This window comes from Rhodanobacter sp. BL-MT-08 (genome assembly GCF_054161255.1).
The window spans coordinates 3,051,078-3,071,816 of sequence record NZ_CP167872.1 but is presented as its reverse complement, the minus strand read 5'-3'; the positions used below and the strand labels follow the sequence as shown (position 1 = coordinate 3,071,816).

Sequence of the window (20,739 nt, the reverse complement as noted above, 5' to 3'; positions counted from 1 at the left end):
CGTCGCGCTTGTTTTTTGTTGCAGCGAAGCAAAAGAGCTGCCGGGCAACGTCTGCGCGCAACACTGACGTTCGCTAACGGGTTCGACGATTACTTGTGCGAAATCTTCATCTTTAGCGTTGCAAACGAGATGCCCGTGGGGCATACGATAAAGGCTATTCGTCGATTGAATTCAAGGAAAGCCAGATGTCGCTGCTTGCGCCCCTGCGGGAACTCAACCACACCCAGCGGCATACCGTGCTCGCCAGTTTTCTTGGATGGACGCTCGATGCGTTCGACTATTTTCTGCTGACCTTCGTCATCGTCGGTGTGGCCAAGGAGTTTGGCGTCGACAACAAGGCCGTGACCTACGGCTTGTTCTTGACTCTGGCGGCGCGCCCCATCGGCGCGCTGCTGTTCGGACGGCTGGCCGACCGTTTTGGCCGCCGGCCGATTCTGATGCTCGACATCATCCTGTTCTCGGTGTTCGAACTGGCGACCGCGTTGTCGCCGTCGCTGACCGTGCTGCTGGTGCTGCGTTTTCTGTTCGGCGTTGCGATGGGCGGCGAATGGGGTATCGGCGCCTCGCTGGCGATGGAGTCGATTCCGGCCAAGTCACGGGGCCTGATTTCCGGGCTGCTGCAGAGCGGTTACCCGTGCGGCTTTTTCCTCGCGGCGCTGGCGAACTGGCTGCTGGTCGATCACATCGGCTGGCGTGGCTTGTTCATCGTCGGCGCGGTGCCGGCGCTGCTGGTGCTGTATATCCGCCGCAGCGTGCCGGAGTCGCCGGTATGGGAAAGTGGCAAGGCCACGCGGCAAAAGCAGACGCTGCGCGAATCCATGCGCGGGCACTGGAAGCTCGGCATTTACCTGATGCTGCTGATGGCCGCGTTCAACATGTTCAGCCACGGCTCGCAGGACATGTACCACACCTTTGAAGAGGTCAACCTGCATCTGGATACCAGCTCCGGCACCGCCTTCATGCTGGTCGCGCTGCTCAATCTGGGCGCCCTGGTCGGCGGGCTGTTTTTCGGCGTGCTGTCCGAGCGCATCGGCCGGCGCAAGGCAATGATCATCGCCGCGCTGCTGGCGATTCCGGTGATCCCGCTGTGGGCGTACGGCGGTTCGCTGCTGCTGCTGGGCCTGGGCGCGTTCCTGATCCAGGTGATGGTACAGGGCGCCTGGGGCGTGGTGCCGACCCACCTCAATGAGCTGTCGCCGGGACCCATGCGCGCCACGCTGCCGGGTTTTGCCTACCAGATGGGCAATCTGCTGGCGGCAGGCACGGCAACGGCGCAGACCTGGATTGCGGACCGGCACGGTCACGACTTTGCTTTCGCGATGTCGCTCTGGATTGCCGTGGTGGCGGTCATTCTGGCGCTGCTGGTCTGGCTGGGGCCGGAAGCGCGCGGGCTGGATTTCGAGAAAGAGGTCACCTGATAGAATCGTAGTCTTTCATCATTCGAGAGACAGGCAATGAAGGCTGGGAAGGACAAGGTCATCGCACTCCACTACACGCTGACGGTCGACGGTGAGAAGGTCGAGAGTTCGCACGATCGCGAACAGCAGCTGTGGGTGCTGCTGGGCCATGGTCAGCTGATTCCGGGTCTGGAAAAGGCGCTGGAGGGCCACGAGGCCGGCGACACGCTGGAAGTGGACGTGGCGGCTGCCGACGGCTACGGCGAGCGGCAGGAAGGCCAGATCCAGCGCATGTCGAAAAAATACTTTCCGCAGGCCAATCGTCTGAAGGCCGGCATGGTCACGATCCTGCAGCTGAAGGAAGGCGGCCAGCGCGCGGTGACGGTGCACAAGGTCGGCATGAGCACGATCGACGTGGACCTCAACCATCCGATGGCCGGCAAGGATCTGCATTTCGACGTCAGCGTGACCGACGTGCGCGATGCGACCGAGGAAGAGCTGCAGCACGGCCATGCGCATGCGCCGGACGCCGCCGCGCACTGATCGTTTGTATCGCGCATAAAAAACGGCGCCGTTGAGCGCCGTTTTTTTGTGAAATTTGATATGGGCTCAATCCAGCAACCGCTTGCCGTAAACAAAATGATCGCGCCAGTATGGGCCGTCGATGTCATCCAGCCGCACCGTGCCGCCGCTGTTCGGCGCATGCACGAAACGCCCCTTGCCGACATACACCCCGACGTGGCTGACGCCGCCGCTGCCGCCGAAAAAAACCAGATCGCCGCTGGCCAGATCGGCCATCTGCCGAACCTTTTCGCCGCTCATGGCGGCCATCTCGCGCGAGCTGTGCGGCAGCAGCAGGTCGGCGGCGTTGCGGTAGATGTAGTCCACGAGGCCGCTGCAATCGAAGCCGCCGTCGGGCGTATTGCCGCCCCAGCGATACGGCGTGCCGACCAGGGCGATGGCGCGAAACAGCACGTCATTTGCCGTTCCGGCGCTGGCCGTCGACGGCGCGCGGGCCGGCAGGTCGGCCAGCAATGAATGCGAGTCCTTGAACGTCGCTTCGCGCCGATGCGGCGCGCTGGAGCAGGCGGCCAGCAGGCCAAGCATGCCCGCAAGAACAATGCGGCGAGCGGTCCGCCATGACGGCAGCGCATGCGCAAAACGGACGGCAGGATCCTGGCGCATAAAGAACCTCGACAAGTGAGGCGCCGAGGTTATCAAATCAATGGCTTATAAGGAAGTTCTCAGAGACTGGGCGAGGCATGTGACGGGGCCAGTGGCGGTGGTGGGGGTGGTGGAACCGGTGGTGCTGGTGGCGGTGGAGGCGGTAGATCCGCAGGCGGTTCTGCCGGTGGCTTGGTCATAGCAAAGTTGACCGGCACCCTCGCGTACGAAGCAACCGGTCTGCCGTTTTTCATCGCCGGATTGAAGTGCCACTGGGCGACGGCATCGCTTGCGGCCTTGATCAGGGCTGGTGAAGCCTGCGTTGTCGGATCGACCTTGATTTGATCTACCTTGCCGTCGGTGCCAACAAGCGCGGTCAAGATCACCGTTCCCTGCTCGTGATGTTTTATGGCGTCAGCCGGATACTGCGGACGTACAGTTGCGTTATAGCTGAGTTCTGCCTCGGCGTTCTGGTTAGTGTGGTCACTCCCCGCAGCCCGCGCCACGATCGCACTACCGAGCATCAGCGAAGCCAGCCCGATAAAGCCCACACGCCGACGCAGCGCGCCGGGACGAAGTCGTTGAATCATGGTCAGTCGCTCCTTCAGTTGGGGCTCGGCGAGCCAGGGAATAACCGCGGGCGCTGAGTGCACGCCAATGCTGTGCAGCAGGGTGCTGGCGTAAGCGGTTTCGTCCTGCGGCCACTGGCGCAGGACGCGTTCGTCACAGGCCAGCTCCTGATCCAGGCGAAAACGCGGCATGGCCAGCCAGGCCAGCGGATGAAACCAGAGCAAGGCCAGCGCCAGTTCAGCAAACAGGTTCCACCAGGTATCGCCGCGGCGCAGATGCGCCAGTTCGTGGCGCAGCACGAGGCGCTGTTCGGCGCGGCCGAAGCGATCGAAAAAATCCGGCGGCAGCAACAGCAGGCTGCGCGGCGCCCAGAGCACCGCGGGGCCATTCGAGTGCAGGCGCAGCCGACGTATATCGACCTGATCGAATGGCAGCGCTTGTGCCATGTCGGCGGGAAGCGGTTTGGCTTCGCGCATCAGTCGCCAGTAATGAACGATCAGGCGGATGGCGCACAACAGCGCGCCGGAGGCCCAGAGCATCACGGCCCAGTGCATCGCCGATAGCGAAGGCGAGGCCTGCGCCATGAGCGTGCGCGCCGCAGGAAGCACCAGAATAGTCGGCGTTACCGCCCAGGTGGCTGGCACGGCAGGCCAATATGGCAGCGTCGCCAGCAGCAACGGCAAGAGCCACAAGGTGAACGCCGGACCAGCACCAAAGAACCGCCGCGCCGGCTTGCGACAGACCAGCACAAGCAGCAAACCCACGCTGACATAAAGCAGCATATCGATCATGACCGGCGCCCTTTCTTGTCAATGGCGTCGATCAGCTTGCGCAGCTCGGCCACGTCCTTCGCTGTCAGCTTTTCGTGCTGGCTGAAATGCGCCAGCAGCGGCGCCACCTTGCCGCCGAACACGCGGTCGAGCAGGCTGCGGCTTTCGCGCTGCTGCCAGTCCTCACGGCGCAGCAGTGGTGAATACAGATAACGCCGGCCGTCTTTCTCGGCGCTGACGGCACCCTTGCCCAGCAGGCGGTTGAGCAGGGTCTTGATGGTTTTTTCGTGCCAGCCGGTCGGCTCAGACAACGCGGCGACGATGTCTTCAGAGGCCAGCGGCGAGGTCTGCCACAGCACCTCCATCACGCGGCTCTCGGCGTCGCTTATGGCAATCGATGGCGATGACATGATGGCTCCCGTTCCGATCGGCGTTATGAAAGATTACGCGTGTAGTCGTCATTGAGATTACGCTCGTAATATTTAGGATGCAAGTCCTGAATGCGGGGCGCAGCATGCGGGGTATGCGAAGACGTGATTCAGCCGCGAGCCGGGCGTTAGACTGCAGCCATGAGCGATTCACGCAGCGATGTGCTGATTCTTGGCGGCGGCGTCATCGGGCTGGCGTGCGCGCTGTATCTGCTGAAAGCGGGCGCGAGCGTGCGCGTGCTGGAGCAGGGCACGCCGGGTTGCGGCAGCTCGCACGGCAACTGCGGCACGATTACCCCCAGCCATGCAGCGCCGCTGGCCATGCCGGGCATGATCGGCGTGGCGCTGCGCTCGATGCTCAAGACGGATGCGCCGCTGTATCTCAATCCGCGCGTCGACGGTCCACGCCTGCGCTGGCTGCTGGGGTTTGCCAGGCGCTGCAACTGGCGCGATTTCCATCATGCCGCTTCAGCGCGCCTTGCCATCCTGCAGCGCTCGCGCCAGCTGCTGGCCGAGCTGGTGCACAACGAAAAGCTGCATTGCGAATTCGCCGAATCCGGCGTGCTCTACGCCTACCGCACGGTCGCAAAGCAGGCGGCGGACGAGCACCATCATGCGGCGGTACTCGATCGCCTCGGTGTCGAGGTGCAGCGGCTGCGCGGCGATGACGTCGAGACGCTGGAGCCCGCCCTGAAACCGGGTGTCGCTGGCGGCCTGTTTCATCCGGGTGACGCGCGACTGCGGCCGGACCATTACGCGGCGGAACTGGCGCGGCGCGTAATTGAACGTGGCGGCCTCATCGAAACAAACGCGCGCATCGATGACTTCGCAACCGGCGAAGGTCGCATCCGTCAGGTCATCACGAGTCGGGGTGCGTTCGAAGGCGACAGCGTGCTGCTGGCGCTGGGCGCGTGGTCGCCGCTGCTGTCGAAGAAGCTCGGTATGCGGCTGCCGATGCAGCCGGGCAAGGGGTATTCGCTGACCTACACCCGGCCGGCACTGGCCCCGCGTCACACGCTGGTGCTGCGCGAGGCCTCCGTTTGCGTCACGACCTGGAACAGCGGCTATCGGCTGGGCAGCACGATGGAGTTTTCCGGTTATGCCGAAGGCCTCAATCGCACCCGCATCGACGCGCTGCGACGCGGCGCGGAAGCAGGCCTGCGCGAGCCGGAAGGTCCGCAGCTTTTGGAGGAATGGTGGGGCTGGCGGCCGATGAGCGTGGACGAGCTGCCGATCATCGGCCGCAGCGCGCGCTGGTCCAATCTCTTGCTGGCAACGGGCCACGGCATGCTCGGTGTCAGCATGTCGACGGGTACGGCCGAGCTGGTGGCGTCCATGCTTGCAGGCCAAGGTTCGCCGGTCGACGCGTCCCCATACGCGCCGGCGCGATTCGGACTCTAGCGAGTTGGCGACTTTTGTGCGGGCACGTCGTTCAATCTGACATCGGCTTCGCGCGTCACACGCTAGCGTGTAAATTCCAGATCAAAGAGCGCACCCATGAATGCAACGTATGACGTGATCGTATTGGGTGCGGGCTCGGGCGGATTGTCGGTGGCATTTCGCGCGGCGCGTCATGGAGCTCGCGTCGCGTTGGTCGATCCCGCGATGGCATTGGGTGGGACCTGCGTCAATCGTGGCTGTGTACCCAAGAAAAGTCTGTGGTTATCCGCGCAGCTGGCGCAGGCGCAGCGGTTGGCGGTGGAATTCGGTTTTGACTCCAAACCCGGTGCGCTGGACTGGGCGCACTTTCGCCATCAGCGCGACCGTTACATTGCAGGTATCAACGAACGCTATGCCAAGCGGCTGAAAGAAAAGCACATCGACGTGGCGTATCGGATGGCTCGCTTCGCCGCCGCCGATACCGTCGAGCTGGCCGACGGCGCGCGGCTGCAGGCGGCGCATATCGTGATCGCCACCGGTGCACGACCACGGACGCTCGATCTGCCGGGTTTCGAGCTCGGACTGCTGTCGGACGACATGTTTTCCCTGGAATCCATGCCGCGCCGCGTGGCTGTGGTTGGCGGCGGTTATATCGCGGTGGAATTTGCCGGCCTGCTCAACGCCCTCGGCGCCGAAGTGGAGGTGCTGGCAGTCGAGCGGCTGCTGAAAAATTTTGATGTCGAGATGGTCGATGCGCTGCGAGAGAAAATGCAGGCGCAAGGTATTTTTATCGATACCAAGAGTGCGATAAAAAGTGCCCGACGGACAGCCGAAGGCGTCATTCTGGACGATGCCGACGCCGGATCACGCGGCCCTTACGATGCCGTGCTGTGGGCCGTGGGCCGCGTGCCGAACAGCGAAAGCCTGGGACTGGACGTGATCGGCTTGGCCACCGACGGTTCCGGCCACGTGCCGGTCGACGCGCAGCAGAACACCAGCGTGCCCGGTGTCTATGCGGTGGGCGACGTCACGCCGGACAAGGCGCTGACGCCGGTCGCCGTGGCCAACGGACGACGGCTCGCCGATCGCCTTTTCGGCGGTCAAGCAGACGGCTTCAACGATGGTGAGGTAATACCGAGCGTTGTGTTTTCCGACCCCCCGCTGGGCAGCGTCGGGCTGAGCGAGGAGCAGGCGCGCAAACGGTACGGCGACGCGACGAGAATTTACCGCAGTCATTTCACTCCGATGCAGTTCATGCTGGTCGAGCGCAGGGAGCCGAGCCTGATGAAGCTAGTTTGTGTGGGTGAGCACGAGCGCGTGCTCGGCATCCATCTGCTTGGCCCGGGCACCGACGAGATGCTGCAGGGTTTTGCCGTCGCCATGAAACTGGGCCTGCGCAAGCGCGATCTGGAAATGGCCGTGGCGATTCATCCGACGGTGGCCGAAGAGCTGCTGGTCATGGGCTGACCACGCCACCGGCGCTCGCGGCTTCGATCGCCGGTCGGCTTTAGAATGCCCGTATGGAAAACCTCACTCTTCATCGCGGCAGTGTGCCTTTGTTGATCAGCTTGCCGCACGACGGCAGCTTCATCCCGGACGAGATTGCCGCGCGGATGCACCCCGCCGCGCGTTCTTCGCGCGATACCGACTGGCACGTTGGCCGCCTCTACGGACCGCTAGCCCTGCAGTTCGGCGCCAGCGTGCTGAAGCCCAGGGCGTCGCGTTACGTCATCGATTTGAATCGTCCGGCCGACGGCCGCGCGCTTTATCCCGGTCAGCGCGAGACCGGTCTGGTCCCGACGATCGGCTTCAACGGAGAGGCGCTTTATCTGGATGGCTGCGAGCCTGACGGTGCTGAAGTGCAACGGCGCGTAAACGAATTCTGGGAGCCCTATCATCGGACGTTGACGCAGGAAATTGCGCGCCTGTGCGCTGAACACGGCCGCGTGGTGCTGTGGGAGGGTCACTCCATCCGCAGCCACGTGCCAATGCTGTTCGATGGCAGGCTGCCTGATTTCAATCTGGGTACCGCCGCCGGCGCGAGCTGCGACGAGTCACTGCAGCACCGGCTCAAGCAAGAGCTCGAAGCCCAGTCGCGCTTCACCTTTGCCGTCAACGGACGGTTCAAAGGGGGCTACATCACCCGGCATTACGGCGAACCAGATGCCGGCGTGCAAACGGTGCAACTGGAGCTGGCCCAGATCAACTATATGGATGAGGAAAGCTTCACCTACGATGTGGAAAAAGCCTCGCAGGTGCAGGATGTGATCGCCCGTTTGCTGCAGGCGACGCTGGCCTGAGCGCAAGTTATTTCGCTTCAGGTTAACGCTTCGGAAAGTCAATATTTTGCGTCCGTTTCACCGTGAATTTCCCGTATTTTGTTCAGCCTTGGTATCCCCCCGCTGCTGCTAAGGTCATCTCGTCGCGCCAACCGAGACGCCGGGTTCCGGCCGGAATCGCGACACCCATTTCGAGGCCCAACATCATGATGCGTAAACTTGCGATCGCTTCCCTGCTGGTGGCTGGCATGGCTCTTTCCGGCTCTGTGTTAGCCCAGGCAGCGGCGAGTTCCGCCCCGACAGCTTCGTCCAGCACCAAGGCTGCTCACACCACCAAACACAAGACGAAGACCCACAAGAAAGCTGCCAAGAAGACCGCTGCCCCCGCGTCTGCGTCGACGGCTGGCTGATACCTGGCGCCCCCTGTCCCACGACAGGCGTATATCAAAAACCCCGCCGGTGGATCAGGCGGGGTTTTTTATTGCCAGATGTTGTTTGCACGGTCACCGTTGGCGGCGCGAGCAAGGACCCCGGCCAGGACGATGGGGCGACGAGCTGACGCCAGCACTTGCTCAGCCGGATTTGCCGGCGAGCGTATCGAGACGCTGCAATGACTTCGCATAGGTTGGCCAGAGTGCGTCGCGCGCATCGACATGCATGTCCAGGTCATGCATATGCCCGTCGTCCAGGCTGTAGCACCAGGCGTGGACAGACAGTTTCTGGCCACGTTCCCACGCATCCATCACCATCGTGGTGTGGCAGACGTTGACCACCTGCTCGATCGAATTGAGTTCGCACAGGCGCATGTTGCGAAGTTTCATTGTATCGAGCGCGGACAGCATGATGTCGTGCCTCTGCGCGACATCGCCAACGTGGCGCAGCCAGTTGTCGACCAGCCCCATCCGGCGCTGATCGAGCACGGCCTGAACGCCGCCGCAGCCGTAATGGCCGACCACGATGATGTGCTCGACCTTGAGTACGTCGACGGCAAACTGGATGGTGCTGAGGCAGTTGAGATCAGTGTGCGACACCACGTTGGCGACGTTGCGCTGCACGAAGATTTCGCCGGGCGGCAGATCGACGATCTGTGTGGCCGGCACGCGCGAATCGGAGCAGCCGATCCACAGATATTTCGGCGACTGCTGCTCGGCGAGGTTCCTGAAAAAATTCGGATCGGCGTCGCGCATTGCGGCAGACCAGCGCCGGTTGCCTTCGATCAAGTCTTGCAGGGGGTTGGTCAACGCGGGACTCTCCGGTGCGGCGGTTGGATGGCATCGCCCGTATGAGCATAACGCGAGCTCAGTGCTGACACCCGGGACAGAAATAGAAGGGCCGGCTGGCCACCATGCTTTTTTGCAGAAGGGTTTTGCAGCGCGGGCACGGTTTGCCTTCGCGCTCGTACGCGCGGAATTTGAACGGCGTGTCCTGCAGGTGGCCGGCGCCGCGACGGCCGCGGGTTTTGTAGGAGCGCCGCGGCAGGTCGAGCAGGGCATGGGTCAGCGCATACCGTTCGGTATCGTCCAGATCCGCCGGCCGGCGCGTCGGCAGCAGCTGCGCCTGCCACAGAATTTCCACCCGCAGATAATTGCCGAGTCCAGCCAGAAACGCCTGGTCGAGCAGCAATGCGCCCAGCTGGCGCCGCGCAAATCGGCGATCGCTCAATTGTGCTTCGACCCTGATTTCATCAAGCGTTTCGTCGAGCACGTCCGGCCCGATGCGCTGAAGAAACGGATGCTCGTGCACGCGCGCGGTCGGCCAGATCGATATATCGGAGGCGCTGTACAGAAGAATGGCGTGCTCGGCGGTTTCAAGCGCCACGCGCAGCACGCGACTGGTCGCCGGGCGCTGGCCCGCTTTTGCGACGCGCCACACGCCGTAAAGCTGGTTGTGGCTGTAAAGCGTCAGGCCGTTGTCGAAGCGGGTGAGCAGGGCTTTTCCCTGAGGAGTGATCGCTTCGATGCGACGACCCTGCAGTTTCTTTTCGTACGGCTTCAGCTCGGCATAGGCAAACCAGACCGTGCGCAGCGGCTGCCCGACCACGGCGGCGGCCAGCGCATCGGCCGCTCGGCGGATTTCAGGACCTTCCGGCATCGTCGGTCAGCTCAGCTCAGCGCACGGGTGCGGCCGCCGTCGACGGCGATGCTCACGCCGTTGACGTAAGCCGCGGCCGGCGTGCAGAGAAAGGCGATAACGGCGGCCACTTCGCTGGTCTCGCCAAAGCGGCGAGCCGGCACTGTGGCCAGAAGGCTTTCGGCGATTTCCTGCTCGCTGCGTCCGCTGGATGTCGCCTGGGCGGCCAGCAGGCTGTCCAGCCGCTGGGTGCGGGTGTAGCCGGGCAGCACGCTGTTGACGGTGATGCCGTCGGCCGCCAGCTCGCCGGCCAGCGTCTTGGCCCACGCCGCCACGGCGGCGCGCACGGTATTGGAAACGCCAAGCCCTGCAATCGGCTCCTTGACCGAGGTGGAGATCACGTTGACCAGGCGCCCGTAACCGCTGGCACGCATGCCCGGAAGCACCGCCTGCAGCAGCACCTGGCCAGCCAGCAGTTGTTGACGAAAAGCGCTCTCGAATTCGGCCAGTGGCGCGTTCTGGATCGGGCCGCCGGGTGGCCCGCCGGTGTTGTTGATAAGGATGTGCACCCGCGCTTCGGCGACGATGCTTGCTGCCGTGGTTTGCAGCGCGGCCGTGTCGTGCATGTCGACGGCGTGCCAGCGGTGGCGCTGCGCACCGTGAATGCGCGGCAGGCTTTCGACGAGGGACTTCAGCGCATCGCCTGACCGCGCCAGCAGCGTGACGTCGGCGCCGAGTTCGGCCAGTTCGACGGCGCTGGCGCGGCCGATGCCCTGCGACGCGCCGCAGACCAGCGCATGTCGTCCCGTCAGATCGAGTTTCACGCGGCGCTCCTTTGTTCGGTCAGTGCAGCATGCGCATGGCCAGCGCGGCCAGCCAGCAGGCCCAGCCTAGCCACGGGCTGGTTCGCCATACGCGCAGCCAGCCGTTGATGGCCGCGTTTTCCAGCACGGCGATGGCGGGCGAGCGCATCGCATGCTGCATGCGAACCCAGGTGCGCAGACCCGAGGGCTTGCCGGATTCCGGCTCGGCGATGATCTTCCACTGCTGCGGATGGCGTTGCCGCATCAGGCTGGCGAGCCTGAACTGGGCGACGTACGAGAGCACGAACGCAATGATGCCAACCAGTAGCAGCGCCAGATAAAGAGTGATCATTGCGTGCTTTTGCTGTCGTCGGACTTGTTGCTGCTGTTCTCAGAGTCCTTGCCGTTGATCCATGGAATCGGCAAGTCGGCCCGCAATGTATTGAGCACGCCGCTGCCGGGTGGCGGCTTCTTGCAGATCGCGTTATCCACGGCCTTGGCATAGGTCTTGTCCATCATGCCAACCCACAGCGTGCCGTCCGGGCCGTGCGGCACGCTGAAGCTGCCGCTGGCACTCATGGACACCGAAGGCACCGAGCCTGTCGCGTTTGTGGTTGCTGCCGCAGGCGACTGTTCCCAGTAGGTCTTGCCTGACTGTTGCGCCGCCGAGCTGTAGACGAGCAGATACCGCGCCTTTTCATCCTTGATCGAGACGGCGCCAAACGCCCCCGTGGTTTCGCTGCTCCAGCCCACGTGTTCGCACAGGGTGATGTCGCTCGTGCCGATGGGCTGGAACCCGCCATCAAGCGTGACGATGGTGGGTGCAAACAGATAGCTCGAACTCAGCCAGCGGCCGTTCAATTCCGACTTGATCGCCACGCGATAGGGCAGCTTCATGCCGGTCGGCAGGCGAAAGGCCAGAAAGTAGCTGTGTGTGCCGTTCAAGTTCGCCACCATGGCATCGCTGCCGAGGACGAACTTCTGCGGCTGCCACGGCAGGATGGTCTGGTAGGAAAAATCGGCGAAGCTGCTGCAGCACGGCGAGGCGTCCTGAAGTTTTTTTTGCGCCAGCTTCAGGGCGTCGCCGCTGTTTTCGGCCGGCGGCCTGAGATTCGGTGGAATCAGCGTGTCCGGCAACAGGCTTTTGGCGGTATGGCAGCCGCCCAGCAGGGCAATGGATATCAGCGCGATGAACAGTGCGGGTAATCGATACGTCATTGCCTTGGCGTTACTCAGAATTCGGCCGTGCCAGCGGCGCGAGGGAAGGGGATGGCATCGCGGATGTTCGACAGCCCGCACACGTAAACCAGCAGACGTTCGAAGCCCAGGCCGAAGCCCGCATGCGGCACCGTGCCGTAGCGGCGCAGGTCACGGTACCAGCCATAAGTGGCCGTATCGAGACCGAACTGGGTCATCCGCCGGTCCAGATAATCCAGCCGCTCCTCGCGCTGCGCACCGCCGATGATTTCACCGATGCCGGGCGCCAGCACGTCCATCGCCGCCACGGTCTTTTCGTCATCGTTCAAGCGCATGTAGAAGGCCTTGATTGCCTCGGGGTAGTTCATAACGACCACAGGCCGGCCAATATGTTTCTCGGCCAGGTAACGCTCGTGCTCGGTCTGCAGGTCGATACCCCAGGCGACAGGGTAATCGAAGGTCTGTCCGGACTTCTGAAGGATGGTAATCGCATCGGTGTAATCAATGCGTTCGAACGGTTTGGCAATAAAAGCTTCTAGACGGCTGATGGCGTCGCTCTGCACGCGCTCGGCAAAAAACGCCATGTCGTCCGCGCGCTCGTCGAGAATCGTTTTGAAGATGGCCTTGAGCAACGCTTCGGCCTCGTCGGCGTTGACGCTGAGGTCGGCGAAGGCGATCTCCGGCTCCACCATCCAGAACTCGGCCAGATGCCTCGGCGTGTTGGAGTTTTCCGCGCGGAAGGTTGGTCCAAAGGTATAGACCTTGCTCATCGCCATGCAGTACGACTCGACGTTGAGCTGGCCCGAAACGGTCAGAAAGGCTTCGCGGCCAAAGAAATCCTTGCGGAAGTCGATCTTGCCCTTATCGTCGCGCGGCAGGTTGGCCAGGTCCAGCGTGGACAGGCGAAACATGTCGCCGGCGCCCTCGGCGTCGGAGGTGGTGATGATCGGCGTGTTGATCCAGAAGTAGCCGCGCTCGGTGAGATGCCGATGGATCGCCATCATCATCGTGTGGCGCACGCGGGTCACCGCGCCAAACAGGTTGGTGCGCGGGCGCAGGTGGGCGACCTCGCGCAGGAACTCCATCGAGTGCTTCTTGGGCTGGATCGGATAGGTTTCCGGATCATCGACCAGGCCGGTTACTTCAACCGACGTGGCCTGCAGCTCGAAGCTCTGGCCCTTGCCCTGCGAAGGCACCAGGGTGCCGCTGACGATGACGCCGGCACCGGCCGTGAGGTGCTTCACTTCGGTGTCGTAATTGGCCAGCGTGGCCGGCACCACCGCCTGGATAGGGTCGAAGCAGGAGCCGTCGGTGACATTGACGAAGGACAGGCCCGCCTTCGAATCGCGCCGCGTCCGCACCCAGCCGCGCACGGTGACGCTGCTGCCGGCCTCGATGGCACCGTATAGGGCCTGTTTGACGCTGCACACCGTTGGGCTGACCGCTGCCATGAATTGAAACTCCTGCCTGGACGCCTTATCTAAAGGAGAGCGCCGATAATGAAAGCGCACGCCGCGCATTGGGCGTGCAGGTTGAACCGCCATGATAATGTAGCTTTCACGGATGCCGCGACTTTGCAGCGGCCTGTTTGTCCGACCCGTTTGTCCAATCAGCGCATCGCGTCCGTTTCGCACTCCTGCTCCGCGCTACCGTTTGAGGTTCTACCTGCCGCCATGACCATCACGATCACTCCTGCCGCCAGCGACCGCATGCGCCATTTCCTGGCGAACACGCCGACCGCCGCGGGCGTGCGTTTTGGCGTCAAGCGCACCGGCTGCTCCGGTTTCGCCTACGTGGTTGATCTGGCCGAGTCCCTGGATGAGGGTGACAAAACGGTCGATGTGGACGGCGTGCCGCTGATCGTCAACGACAAGAGCCTCGCGTTGGTCGAAGGCACAGTGATCGATTTTCAACGCCAGGGGCTCAACGCGAGCTTCGTTTTCCACAACCCCAACGCCACCGGCGAATGCGGCTGCGGCGAAAGCTTTACGGTGGGGTAAGAAGGACGGGGAAGAGGCGAGCGGCGGGGATTGTCGTCATACGGTAATCGTCCCGCCGGTCTCGTTTTTCGCGCCCTCGCTGCTCGAGCCTCGTCCCTGGCTTAAGCCCTTGCGCACCAATAACTTGCGCGATCCCCCGCCGACGCCGTACAATTCCGCTTCTGTCCGGACCTCACGCGTCCGTGCGGGCACTTGCCTCACCGCAACGGCGGGAGGCTGCAAGGCCGCAAGGCCGCATCCAGAAGGAGTCAAACCCCAATGACCCTGCGTCATTACGAAGTTGTGTTTCTGGTCCACCCTGACCAGAGCGAACAGGTTCCGGCGATGATCGAGCGCTACAAGGCGCTGGTCGAGACCGACGGTGGCAAACTGCACCGCCTGGAAGACTGGGGCCGCCGTCAGCTGGCCTATCCGATCGTGAACCTGGCCAAGGCTCACTACGTGATGCTCAATATCGAAGTGAGCCAGAACGCGCTGAACGAACTGGAGTCGGGCTTCCGCTTCAACGACGCCGTGCTGCGCCACCTGGTGGTGCGTCGCGACGAGGCGGATACCGAGCCGTCCTTCATCATCAAGAGCAAAGAGAAAGATGATGCCAAGTCCTCGCGTCGCCGCGATGACGACGATGGCGGTCTCGACCGCGACAACGATCGCGACAGCGACGACTGATAGGAGCTCAAGACCATGTCCAAGTTTTTTCGCCGCCGCAAGTTCTGCCGCTTCACTGCCGAAGACGTCAAAGAGATCGACTACAAGGATCTCAATACGCTGCGCCAGTACGTGACCGAGAATGGCAAGATCGTGCCCAGCCGCATCACCGGAACCAAGGCGCGCTATCAGCGTCAGCTGGCCACGGCGATCAAGCGCGCGCGCTTCCTCTCGCTGCTGCCGTACACCGACAACCACGACGTCTGATCGTGCCGGCAGGCGACCTTCGGGTTGCCTGCCTTCGGTTTCGCCGGCTACGTCGGGCGGGACTCTCAGATATTTCGGACAGCCGTCCACGGCTGCGTCGGGCCACACCGGCGCTAACGAATAGGGATACACCATGGAACTCATTCTTCTGCAGAAAGTCCGCAACCTCGGCACGCTCGGCGACAAGGTCGTCGTGAAGCCGGGCTACGGCCGCAACTTCCTCCTGCCGCAGGGCAAGGCCGTTCGCGTCAATGCCGCCAACCTGGCTGCGTTCGAGCAGCGCCGTGCCGAGTACGAAGCCAAGGCCGACAGCCTGCTGGCCGACGCCCAGGCCCGTCAGACCAAGCTGGCCGATGCGTCCGTCACCATTTCGGCGCACGCCAGTGCCGAAGGCAAGCTATTCGGTTCGGTCGGTCCGCGCGACATCGCCGAAGCGCTCACGACCGCTGGCTTTGTCGTGAACAAGAACGAAGTGATTCTGGGCGAAGGCCCGCTGCGCAACACTGGCGAGTACGACGTAGCCGTGCATCTGCATGCAGACATCCACACCACCGTCAAGGTGATCGTGGTCGGCGACAAGTAAGCTTTAGAGCTTGCTTCGATGCCATGAAACGGGCGCCTTCGGGCGCCCGTTTTCTTTGGCGGACGCGGCTACGGGATCGGCGTGATTTGAGGGTCCGCTCGCACTTCTATCCACAGCAACGCACAGCTTATCCACAGAGTTATTGTCTCGGCGGCTGAGATGACGCCGCGTATGATGACCGTCAGAGCTGCCACGCCTCCGGTGTCGGCGCCGGCTCGTTTTTCCGTGAGGTAATTCCATGTCCTTCGTGCCCGAACGCAAGTCATCTTCCTCGGCGATCGAGGCGCTGCGCGTGCCGCCGCATTCGATCGACGCGGAGCAGGCCGTGCTCGGTGGCCTCATGCTGGCGCCTGACGCGCTGGACAAGGTGGCCGACAAACTGTCCGAGCTGGACTTCTACCGCAAGGATCACCGGCTGATCTGGCGGGCGATCAACGAGCTTGCCAACAAGGGCATGCCATGCGACGCGGTAACCCTGGGCGACTGGTTCGAGAGCAACGGACTGGCTGAGATGGTTGGCGGCGCGGGCTATCTGATCGAACTGGCCAACAGCACGCCCAGCGCGGCGAACATTACCGCTTACGCCGGCATCGTGCGCGAGAAGTCGGTGATGCGTCAGCTGATCGACGCGGGCACGTCGATCACCGAAGACGGCTATCGCCCGGAAGGCAAGAGCATGCAGGAGGTGCTGGAAAGCGCCGAGCAGCGCGTATTCCATATCGCTGAATCCGGCGCGCGCGGCAAGAAGGATTCCGTCTCCATGCGTGAGGCGGTGAAAGACGCATTCCGCCTGCTGACCGAGCGCTACGAAAACCGCGGCCAGCTCACCGGCATCACCACCGGCTTCACCGATCTGGACAATCTCACCTCGGGCCTGCAGCCGTCGGATTTGATCATCGTGGCGGCGCGCCCCTCGATGGGCAAGACCGCCTTTGCACTGAACATTGCCGAGACCGCAGCCATCCGAAGCAAGAAGGCGGTGGTGGTGTTCTCGATGGAAATGTCGGCCTCGCAGCTGGCGTTCCGCCTGATTTCCTCGGTCGGGCGCATCCACCAGCAGCATCTGCGCAACGGCGACCTGCAGGAGGAAGACTGGCCGCGCGTTTCCAACGCCATCCAGATTCTGTCCGAGGCGAAAATTTTCATCGACGACACGCCCAGCCTGTCGCCAGTCGAGCTGCGCTCGCGCGCGCGCCGACTGCATCGCGAGCACGGCGGCCTGGGCCTGATCGTGATCGATTACCTGCAGCTGATGCAGGTGCCCGGCAACAAGGAGAATCGCGCCACCGAAATTTCAGAAATTTCGCGTTCACTCAAGGGCCTGGCCAAGGAGTTGAACGTACCCGTGATCGCACTCTCTCAGTTGAACCGCTCGCTCGAGCAGCGCGCCGACAAGCGGCCGATGATGTCCGATCTGCGCGAGTCCGGCGCTATCGAGCAGGACGCGGACGTGATCATGTTTATCTACCGCGACGATTACTACAACAAGGAATCCCCCGACAAGGGTATGGCCGAAATCATCATCGGCAAGCAGCGTAACGGCCCCACCGACACGTGCAAGCTGACCTTTCTCGGCCACTACACCAAGTTCGAGAACTACGCTTCCGATTCGTTCGGGGGGACGTTCGATTGAGAGCGGGGAATGGGGAACGGGGAATGGGGAACACAAAGTTTTCGGTAGAGTGCCGTTCTCTGATTTATCGAATTGTAGCTATGACGCGGCAAACGATTGCCGCGCGCGTGCTGCATGTTCCCCATTCCCCGTTCCCTGTTCCCGTCTTCAAAATCCCATGAGCCGCACCACCGTCGCCACCATCCATCTCGGTGCGCTTCGCCACAACCTGGCGCGGCTGAAGGCGATCGCTGCGCCGGCGAAAGTGATGGCCGTGGTCAAGGCCGACGCTTACGGCCACGGGCTGGAGCGCGTGGCGCGCGCGCTGGCCGCCGATGCCGACATGTTTGCGGTGGCGGCGATCGGCGATGGGCTGCGCCTGCGCGCGGCGGGGCACCACCAGCGCATCGTGGTGCTGTCCGGACCCGATAACGCCAGTGACATCACCGAGATGCAGCGGCTGATGCTGGAGGCGGCGATTCATCACGAATCGCAGCTGCAGTGGTTGGCGCACACCACGCCCGAGCGCGGCAAGCTGCGCGTGTGGCTGAAGATCGACAGCGGCATGCACCGGCTGGGCTTTGCGCCCGAGCGCGTGGCCGAGGTGCATGCGCGGCTGCTGGCCATGCCGGGTGTCGATCCCGAGATCGGTCTGATGACGCACTTCTCCGAGTCAGAAGTCACCGATGGCGAGCAGACGCCGCTGCAGATGGCGCGTTTTAGTGAGGCGACCCAGGGCCTGCCCGGTCCGCGATCGTTGTCCAATTCCGCCGCCGCGATCGGCTGGCCCGACGCGCGCGCCGACTGGGTGCGCACCGGCGGTTTGCTCTACGGCCTGTCCGTGGTGGACGGCAAGACCGGCGCGGATTTCGGCTTTCGTCCAGCGATGAGCCTGAGTACGCGGCTCATCGCGATCAATCCGATCAAGCGCGGCGAACGGATCGGCTACAACGGCACCTGGACTTGCCCCGAAGACATGAATGTCGGCGTGGCCGCCGTCGGATACGGTGACGGTTACCCGCGCAGTGCGCCGGCGGGCACACCGGTCTTGCTTGGCGAGCAGACGGTGCCGCTGATCGGTCGTGTGTCGATGGATCTGATCACGCTGGATCTGCGCGGTGCGCCGCAGGCCAGGGTAGGTGATCGAGTCACGCTGTGGGGACCGTCGCTGCCGGTCGAGCGCATTGCGGCCCAGGCGGGAACGATCTCCTACGATCTCACCTGCGGCATGACGCGCCGCGTGCTGGTCGTCGAAGACGAAAACTAGCCACGTCGGCCGGCGATCAAGGCCGACAGCCGTATCCGTTCATTCGTCTCGCGATTTGCGACCGCGGCAGGCTAAGCTCGCGTATTGATTGCATCGCGTAACGAGAGTCCGATGGCCAAAGCCAAAACCGCCTATGTCTGCACCGAGTGCGGCGGCGAGCACAGCAAGTGGCAAGGTCAGTGCATCGAGTGCGGCGTGTGGAACACGCTGAGCGAGATCGTGCTGACGCCGTCGTCGGTGGCCAAGGCGTCGGTCGGCGCGCAGCGTTCCAGCTATGCCGGCAATGCGGCAGGCAGCGCGCGCATCACGCCGCTGACCGAAGTGGCATTGACGACAGAGGCGCGCACGCATACCGGCATCGGCGAGCTTGATCGCGTGCTCGGCGGTGGTCTGGTGCAGGGCTCGGTGGTGCTGATCGGCGGTGATCCGGGCATTGGCAAATCGACCCTGCTGCTGCAGGTCTTGGGCACGTTGGGCGCCCAGCTTTCCAGCGTCTATGTCACCGGCGAGGAATCGCTGTCGCAGGTCGCTTCGCGCGCGCAGCGGCTGGGTCTGCCGCTGGAGCCGCTGCAGGCGCTGGCGGAAACCTGCATCGAGCGGATTCTGGAGCAGGCCCTCGCCACCCGACCGCGCGTGCTGGTGATCGACTCGATCCAGACCATCTGGACCGAACTGCTGACCGCGGCGCCAGGCTCGGTGAGCCAGGTGCGCGAGTCGGCGGCCAAGCTCACGCGCTTCGCCAAGGAGACCGGAACCTCGGTGTTTCTGGTCGGCCACGTCACGAAAGAGGGCGGCATCGCTGGCCCACGCGTGCTCGAACACATGGTCGATGCGGTGCTGTACTTCGAGGGCGAATCGGGCAGCCGGTTTCGCATCCTGCGCGCATTCAAGAACCGCTTCGGCGCGGTGAACGAGCTGGGCGTGTTCGCGATGTCGGACAAGGGCCTGCGTGAGGTGCCCAATCCCTCGGCCATTTTTTTGTCCGCACATACCGGGCCGACCTCCGGCAGTGCGGTGATGGTCACTCGCGAAGGTTCGCGGCCGCTGCTGGTCGAGGTGCAGGCCTTGGTCGATCAGTCGTCGCTGGGCAATCCGCGTCGCGTGGCGCTGGGTCTGGATCAGAATCGACTGGCCATGCTGCTGGCCGTGCTGCATCGCCACGGGGGCGTCGCGGCGTACGATCAGGATGTGTTCGTCAACGTGGTTGGCGGCATCCGCGTGCAGGAAACGGCCGCCGATCTGCCGGTGCTGCTGGCGGTGCTGTCATCACTGCGCGATCGGCCTTTGCCTGATCAGACCGTCACCTTCGGCGAAGTGGGACTTTCCGGCGAAATTCGTCCGATACCCAATGGCGAAGAACGATTGAAAGAAGCGGCGACCCACGGCTTCAAACGCGCCATCGTGCCGAAGGCGAATGCGCCGAAGAAAGGCCGCGTTGGGGAGATGGAAGTGATCGGGGTAGAGCGCCTGTCGGACGCGATCGACGCCTGCCGTTAATCAGCTGTCGATGCCGCGATGCAGGATCAGTTCCAGCACGAACTTCGAGCCGAAAAAAGCCAGCAGCAGCACGGCCATGCCGATCAAGGTGAGATTGACCGCGCGCTGGCCACGCCAGCCGTGACGCCAGCGGCCATACAGCAGCAGGCCGAAGACCAGCCACGCGACGATCGATAGCACGGTCTTGTGCGCCAGGTGCTGGCTGAAAAGGTTGTCGACAAACAGCGCGCCGGTGATCAAGGTCAGCGTCAGCAGCAGAAAACCCGCGGCGATCAGCCGGAAAAGCAGCGTTTCGGTCAAGGTCAGCGGCGGTAGCGCGCGCATCCACGGACTGAACTGGCGATGACGCAGCGCGCGTTCCTGCACCGCCAGCAAAATTGCCAACACGGCCGCTATCGAGAGCACGCTGAAGGCAATGAGGGCTACCGTCACGTGCAGCTTGATCTGCCAGTCCATCGGGTGGGGCAGGGTCGGCGGTGCGATAAAGCTGTCGACAAAAACCAGCAGCGCCGTCAGCGGAAATACGATCACGCCCAGCGCCGCGACCGGGCGCGATAGATTCACCAGCAGGGTCAGCGTCGCCACCACAAACGCCACCAGCGAAAGCGCAGCAAAAAAGTGCAGATCCAGCGCGCCGCGATGTGCGCCGAGAAGAATGGCGGCATGCAGCACCACGGCGCTGCCGGCAAGGGCTAAGGCCAGCCTGTTCAGCGGCTGGCCGCCGTTAAACAACGGCCGTGCCAGCGCCGCTGAGGCGGCGAGATAAAGCGCGATGGCGAACGCGGCGAGGGTGTGGATGAGCATAGG

At 63.3% G+C, this 20,739-nt stretch carries 23 protein-coding genes; 12 read left to right on the top strand and 11 right to left on the bottom strand.

Features of this window, described 5'->3' with window-relative positions; translation table 11 throughout:
* The first annotated feature begins 185 nt into the window (after window positions 1-185).
* Window positions 186-1,418 carry an MFS transporter gene (locus ACDK93_RS13635; RefSeq protein WP_458069346.1) on the top strand — a complete coding sequence of 411 codons (1,233 nt, stop codon included), beginning with the start codon at window positions 186-188 and terminating at the stop codon, window positions 1,416-1,418.
* Window positions 1,419-1,454: 36 nt separating this feature from the next.
* Window positions 1,455-1,940, top strand: a complete 486-nt coding sequence (locus tag ACDK93_RS13630) for an FKBP-type peptidyl-prolyl cis-trans isomerase (RefSeq protein ID WP_458069345.1) — start codon at window positions 1,455-1,457, stop codon at window positions 1,938-1,940.
* Window positions 1,941-2,006: 66 nt separating this feature from the next.
* Here the strand turns inward: ACDK93_RS13630 and ACDK93_RS13625 are convergent, their stop codons facing one another.
* From ACDK93_RS13625 to ACDK93_RS13615, 3 genes are all read right to left on the bottom strand, one after another.
* Window positions 2,007-2,504: a C40 family peptidase gene (locus ACDK93_RS13625; protein WP_458072467.1), complete on the bottom strand. Its 498-nt coding sequence runs from the start codon at window positions 2,502-2,504 to the stop codon at window positions 2,007-2,009.
* 137 nt (window positions 2,505-2,641) lie between these two features.
* The gene (locus tag ACDK93_RS13620) at window positions 2,642-3,922 is read right to left on the bottom strand and encodes a M56 family metallopeptidase (protein WP_458069344.1); all 1,281 of its coding nucleotides are present in this window, start codon (window positions 3,920-3,922) and stop codon (window positions 2,642-2,644) included.
* Entirely contained in the window at window positions 3,919-4,311 is a 393-nt protein-coding gene (locus ACDK93_RS13615; protein WP_458069342.1) for a BlaI/MecI/CopY family transcriptional regulator, read from the bottom strand. Before ACDK93_RS13615 ends, ACDK93_RS13620 begins: the two co-directional genes overlap by 4 nt.
* A 159-nt stretch (window positions 4,312-4,470) precedes the next feature.
* Between ACDK93_RS13615 and ACDK93_RS13610 the strand changes: the two genes are divergently transcribed.
* The 3 genes from ACDK93_RS13610 (at window position 4,471) to hutG (ending at window position 8,009) form a co-directional block, all read left to right on the top strand.
* Window positions 4,471-5,730 (top strand): NAD(P)/FAD-dependent oxidoreductase, encoded by a 1,260-nt coding sequence (locus ACDK93_RS13610; protein WP_458069341.1) that lies wholly within the window; start codon window positions 4,471-4,473, stop codon window positions 5,728-5,730.
* A 96-nt stretch (window positions 5,731-5,826) separates the two neighbouring features.
* Window positions 5,827-7,176, top strand: coding sequence for a glutathione-disulfide reductase (gene gorA / locus ACDK93_RS13605; protein WP_458069339.1), 1,350 nt, complete (start codon window positions 5,827-5,829; stop codon window positions 7,174-7,176).
* 53 nt (window positions 7,177-7,229) lie between these two features.
* Window positions 7,230-8,009: an N-formylglutamate deformylase gene (gene hutG, locus ACDK93_RS13600; protein ID WP_458069338.1), complete on the top strand. Its 780-nt coding sequence runs from the start codon at window positions 7,230-7,232 to the stop codon at window positions 8,007-8,009.
* Window positions 8,010-8,091: 82 nt separating this feature from the next.
* Here hutG and ACDK93_RS13595 read toward each other — a convergent pair whose 3' ends face one another.
* From ACDK93_RS13595 to asnS, 7 genes are all read right to left on the bottom strand, one after another.
* Complete coding sequence (locus tag ACDK93_RS13595) at window positions 8,092-8,238, bottom strand: hypothetical protein (RefSeq protein ID WP_458069337.1); 147 nt, start codon at window positions 8,236-8,238, stop codon at window positions 8,092-8,094.
* A gap of 322 nt (window positions 8,239-8,560) precedes the next feature.
* Window positions 8,561-9,229, bottom strand: a complete 669-nt coding sequence (can, locus tag ACDK93_RS13590; RefSeq protein WP_458069335.1) for a carbonate dehydratase — start codon at window positions 9,227-9,229, stop codon at window positions 8,561-8,563.
* 58 nt (window positions 9,230-9,287) lie between these two features.
* On the bottom strand, window positions 9,288-10,079 hold the full coding sequence (nei, locus tag ACDK93_RS13585; RefSeq protein ID WP_458069334.1) for an endonuclease VIII: 792 nt from the start codon (window positions 10,077-10,079) through the stop codon (window positions 9,288-9,290).
* An 11-nt stretch (window positions 10,080-10,090) separates the two neighbouring features.
* On the bottom strand, window positions 10,091-10,882 hold the full coding sequence (locus tag ACDK93_RS13580; protein WP_458069332.1) for an SDR family oxidoreductase: 792 nt from the start codon (window positions 10,880-10,882) through the stop codon (window positions 10,091-10,093).
* Between the two features lie 19 nt (window positions 10,883-10,901).
* Complete coding sequence (locus ACDK93_RS13575) at window positions 10,902-11,213, bottom strand: hypothetical protein (protein WP_458069330.1); 312 nt, start codon at window positions 11,211-11,213, stop codon at window positions 10,902-10,904.
* Window positions 11,210-12,079, bottom strand: a complete 870-nt coding sequence (locus ACDK93_RS13570) for a hypothetical protein (protein WP_458069328.1) — start codon at window positions 12,077-12,079, stop codon at window positions 11,210-11,212. The genes ACDK93_RS13575 and ACDK93_RS13570 overlap by 4 nt, the downstream gene beginning before the upstream one ends.
* A 14-nt stretch (window positions 12,080-12,093) precedes the next feature.
* Window positions 12,094-13,509: an asparagine--tRNA ligase gene (gene asnS / locus ACDK93_RS13565; RefSeq protein WP_458069327.1), complete on the bottom strand. Its 1,416-nt coding sequence runs from the start codon at window positions 13,507-13,509 to the stop codon at window positions 12,094-12,096.
* Window positions 13,510-13,731: 222 nt separating this feature from the next.
* Between asnS and ACDK93_RS13560 the strand changes: the two genes are divergently transcribed.
* From ACDK93_RS13560 to radA, 7 genes are all read left to right on the top strand, one after another.
* Window positions 13,732-14,058, top strand: coding sequence for a HesB/IscA family protein (locus tag ACDK93_RS13560; RefSeq protein WP_458072465.1), 327 nt, complete (start codon window positions 13,732-13,734; stop codon window positions 14,056-14,058).
* A 258-nt stretch (window positions 14,059-14,316) separates the two neighbouring features.
* Complete coding sequence (gene rpsF / locus ACDK93_RS13555) at window positions 14,317-14,727, top strand: 30S ribosomal protein S6 (RefSeq protein ID WP_458069326.1); 411 nt, start codon at window positions 14,317-14,319, stop codon at window positions 14,725-14,727.
* 15 nt (window positions 14,728-14,742) lie between these two features.
* Complete coding sequence (gene rpsR / locus ACDK93_RS13550) at window positions 14,743-14,973, top strand: 30S ribosomal protein S18 (protein ID WP_007081973.1); 231 nt, start codon at window positions 14,743-14,745, stop codon at window positions 14,971-14,973.
* 133 nt (window positions 14,974-15,106) lie between these two features.
* A complete protein-coding gene (gene rplI, locus ACDK93_RS13545) occupies window positions 15,107-15,556 on the top strand; it encodes a 50S ribosomal protein L9 (RefSeq protein ID WP_458069324.1) in 450 nt (149 codons plus the stop codon).
* Between the two features lie 238 nt (window positions 15,557-15,794).
* Window positions 15,795-17,189 carry a replicative DNA helicase gene (locus ACDK93_RS13540; RefSeq protein ID WP_458069323.1) on the top strand — a complete coding sequence of 465 codons (1,395 nt, stop codon included), beginning with the start codon at window positions 15,795-15,797 and terminating at the stop codon, window positions 17,187-17,189.
* A gap of 157 nt (window positions 17,190-17,346) precedes the next feature.
* Window positions 17,347-18,435, top strand: coding sequence for an alanine racemase (gene alr / locus ACDK93_RS13535; RefSeq protein WP_458069321.1), 1,089 nt, complete (start codon window positions 17,347-17,349; stop codon window positions 18,433-18,435).
* A 111-nt stretch (window positions 18,436-18,546) separates the two neighbouring features.
* Window positions 18,547-19,932: a DNA repair protein RadA gene (gene radA, locus ACDK93_RS13530; protein WP_458069319.1), complete on the top strand. Its 1,386-nt coding sequence runs from the start codon at window positions 18,547-18,549 to the stop codon at window positions 19,930-19,932.
* Here the strand turns inward: radA and ACDK93_RS13525 are convergent, their stop codons facing one another.
* Window positions 19,933-20,736 carry a cytochrome C assembly family protein gene (locus ACDK93_RS13525; protein ID WP_458069318.1) on the bottom strand — a complete coding sequence of 268 codons (804 nt, stop codon included), beginning with the start codon at window positions 20,734-20,736 and terminating at the stop codon, window positions 19,933-19,935.
* Window positions 20,737-20,739: the final 3 nt, after the last annotated feature.

What these genes read in the sequence shown, in the direction of transcription:
- radA (WP_458069319.1), top strand. Translation starts at nt 18,547, where the DNA reads ATGGCCAAAGCCAAAACCGCCTATGTCTGCACCGAGTGCGGCGGCGAG.
- ACDK93_RS13625 (WP_458072467.1), bottom strand. Translation starts at nt 2,504, where the DNA reads ATGCTTGGCCTGCTGGCCGCCTGCTCCAGCGCGCCGCATCGGCGCGAA.
- ACDK93_RS13540 (WP_458069323.1), top strand. Translation starts at nt 15,795, where the DNA reads ATGTCCTTCGTGCCCGAACGCAAGTCATCTTCCTCGGCGATCGAGGCG.
- rpsF (WP_458069326.1), top strand. Translation starts at nt 14,317, where the DNA reads ATGACCCTGCGTCATTACGAAGTTGTGTTTCTGGTCCACCCTGACCAG.
- ACDK93_RS13620 (WP_458069344.1), bottom strand. Translation starts at nt 3,922, where the DNA reads ATGATCGATATGCTGCTTTATGTCAGCGTGGGTTTGCTGCTTGTGCTG.
- alr (WP_458069321.1), top strand. Translation starts at nt 17,347, where the DNA reads ATGAGCCGCACCACCGTCGCCACCATCCATCTCGGTGCGCTTCGCCAC.
- ACDK93_RS13560 (WP_458072465.1), top strand. Translation starts at nt 13,732, where the DNA reads ATGACCATCACGATCACTCCTGCCGCCAGCGACCGCATGCGCCATTTC.
- ACDK93_RS13610 (WP_458069341.1), top strand. Translation starts at nt 4,471, where the DNA reads ATGAGCGATTCACGCAGCGATGTGCTGATTCTTGGCGGCGGCGTCATC.
- rplI (WP_458069324.1), top strand. Translation starts at nt 15,107, where the DNA reads ATGGAACTCATTCTTCTGCAGAAAGTCCGCAACCTCGGCACGCTCGGC.
- ACDK93_RS13615 (WP_458069342.1), bottom strand. Translation starts at nt 4,311, where the DNA reads ATGTCATCGCCATCGATTGCCATAAGCGACGCCGAGAGCCGCGTGATG.
- rpsR (WP_007081973.1), top strand. Translation starts at nt 14,743, where the DNA reads ATGTCCAAGTTTTTTCGCCGCCGCAAGTTCTGCCGCTTCACTGCCGAA.
- ACDK93_RS13635 (WP_458069346.1), top strand. Translation starts at nt 186, where the DNA reads ATGTCGCTGCTTGCGCCCCTGCGGGAACTCAACCACACCCAGCGGCAT.
- gorA (WP_458069339.1), top strand. Translation starts at nt 5,827, where the DNA reads ATGAATGCAACGTATGACGTGATCGTATTGGGTGCGGGCTCGGGCGGA.
- ACDK93_RS13575 (WP_458069330.1), bottom strand. Translation starts at nt 11,213, where the DNA reads ATGATCACTCTTTATCTGGCGCTGCTACTGGTTGGCATCATTGCGTTC.
- hutG (WP_458069338.1), top strand. Translation starts at nt 7,230, where the DNA reads ATGGAAAACCTCACTCTTCATCGCGGCAGTGTGCCTTTGTTGATCAGC.
- nei (WP_458069334.1), bottom strand. Translation starts at nt 10,079, where the DNA reads ATGCCGGAAGGTCCTGAAATCCGCCGAGCGGCCGATGCGCTGGCCGCC.
- ACDK93_RS13595 (WP_458069337.1), bottom strand. Translation starts at nt 8,238, where the DNA reads ATGCCAGCCACCAGCAGGGAAGCGATCGCAAGTTTACGCATCATGATG.
- ACDK93_RS13630 (WP_458069345.1), top strand. Translation starts at nt 1,455, where the DNA reads ATGAAGGCTGGGAAGGACAAGGTCATCGCACTCCACTACACGCTGACG.
- asnS (WP_458069327.1), bottom strand. Translation starts at nt 13,509, where the DNA reads ATGGCAGCGGTCAGCCCAACGGTGTGCAGCGTCAAACAGGCCCTATAC.
- ACDK93_RS13525 (WP_458069318.1), bottom strand. Translation starts at nt 20,736, where the DNA reads ATGCTCATCCACACCCTCGCCGCGTTCGCCATCGCGCTTTATCTCGCC.
- ACDK93_RS13570 (WP_458069328.1), bottom strand. Translation starts at nt 12,079, where the DNA reads ATGACGTATCGATTACCCGCACTGTTCATCGCGCTGATATCCATTGCC.